Origin of the sequence: Falsiroseomonas oryzae, assembly GCF_027856955.1 — a bacterium.
In the GTDB taxonomy this organism is placed as follows: Bacteria; Pseudomonadota; Alphaproteobacteria; order Acetobacterales; family Acetobacteraceae; genus Falsiroseomonas; species Falsiroseomonas oryzae.
Genome location: NZ_JAPSMD010000837.1, coordinates 1 through 1,175 on the forward strand (window position 1 = coordinate 1; position 1,175 = coordinate 1,175).

The window sequence follows — 1,175 nt, forward strand, 5'->3', positions numbered from 1 at the left end:
CCGGCCTGCGCCCATCCCGCGCCCGGCCGCCAGGCCGCGGCCAGGCCCGCCATGCCGGCCGCCAGGGCCGCGCGCCGCATCAGCTTCGGCATCCCGCTCTCTCCGCTTCCGGCGGGCAGGCTAGCACCATCGGCCCCAGCCGGTAGGCTGCCCGCAACCATCCGGAGGATCCGTCCATGCCATCGCCGCAGCACGCCGCGCTGTTCGACCTCACCGGCCGCGTCGCCCTCGTCACCGGCGCCTCGCGCGGGCTTGGCGCGGCGATGTCCCTGGGCCTGGCGCGCGCCGGGGCCGAGGTGATCCTGAACGGCCGCGACCAGGCCACGCTGGACGCGCAGGCCGAGGCCATGCGGGCCGAGGGGCTGCCCGAGGGCGTCAAGGTCCGCACCGCCGCCTTCGACGTGCGCGACCTGCCCGCCATGGAAGCCGCCGTCGCCGCCATGGGTCCGGTGGACATCCTGCTCCACAACGCCGGCAACCAGTATCGCGGCCCGGTCGAGACGCTGACCGAGGAAGGCTGGGCCAGCGTGCTCGACACCCACCTGACGGCGCTGTTCCGGCTGTCGAAGCTGATCGTGCCGGGCATGAAGGAACGTCGCCGCGGCAAGGTCATCGCCACCGGCAGCCTGGCCAGCGACCTCGGCCGCGGCACCATCACGCCCTATGCCTCGGCCAAGGGTGGCCTCAAGATGTTCATCCGCGCGCTGGCCGTCGAGCTGGGCCCGTACAACATCCAGTGCAACGCGATCGGGCCGGGCTGGTTCGACACCGAGATGAACCGGCCGCTGCTCGACAACCCCGAATGGCTGGCCACCGTGAAGCGCCGCTGCCCGGCCGGCCGCTACGCCGCGGCGGAGGAGATCGCGGGCACCGCGGTGTTCCTCGCCTCCCCGGCCTCGGACTTCGTCTCCGGCCAGCTGATCTTCGTCGATGGCGGCGTCACGGCGAACATGATGTAGGCGGCGGTCTACAGCGCCAGTCCCGCCCGGATCAGCGCGGCGTTGTCGGGCGCCGGCGCGCCGTCCGGCAGTTCCGCCACATCCTCCAGGCCCAGCCGCAGCATCAGGCCCAGCGCGGCGGCGCGGCGCGCCATCGGCCAGGCGCTGCGGCCGAAGCCGTGCAGCTGGCGCTCCGGCCCGGCGCCCCGCGGGCCGATCAGCGCCAGGATCGCCGCC

At 74.4% G+C, this 1,175-nt stretch carries 2 protein-coding genes; one reads left to right on the top strand and one right to left on the bottom strand.

The features are described 5' to 3' along the window. Positions 1-176 precede the first annotated feature (176 nt). The gene (locus OZN99_RS32095) at positions 177-959 is read left to right on the top strand and encodes an SDR family oxidoreductase (RefSeq protein ID WP_270939240.1); all 783 of its coding nucleotides are present in this window, start codon (positions 177-179) and stop codon (positions 957-959) included. 8 nt (positions 960-967) lie between these two features. On the opposite strand, the gene OZN99_RS32100 is transcribed toward OZN99_RS32095, so the two are convergent. After that, positions 968-1,175 (bottom strand): 3-keto-5-aminohexanoate cleavage protein (locus tag OZN99_RS32100; protein WP_270939241.1); only part of this gene is annotated, 208 nt, incomplete at its 5' end.

Excerpts from the sequence above, each read along its gene's own strand:
- OZN99_RS32095 (WP_270939240.1), top strand. The coding sequence starts at position 177 with ATGCCATCGCCGCAGCACGCCGCGCTGTTCGACCTCACCGGCCGCGTC.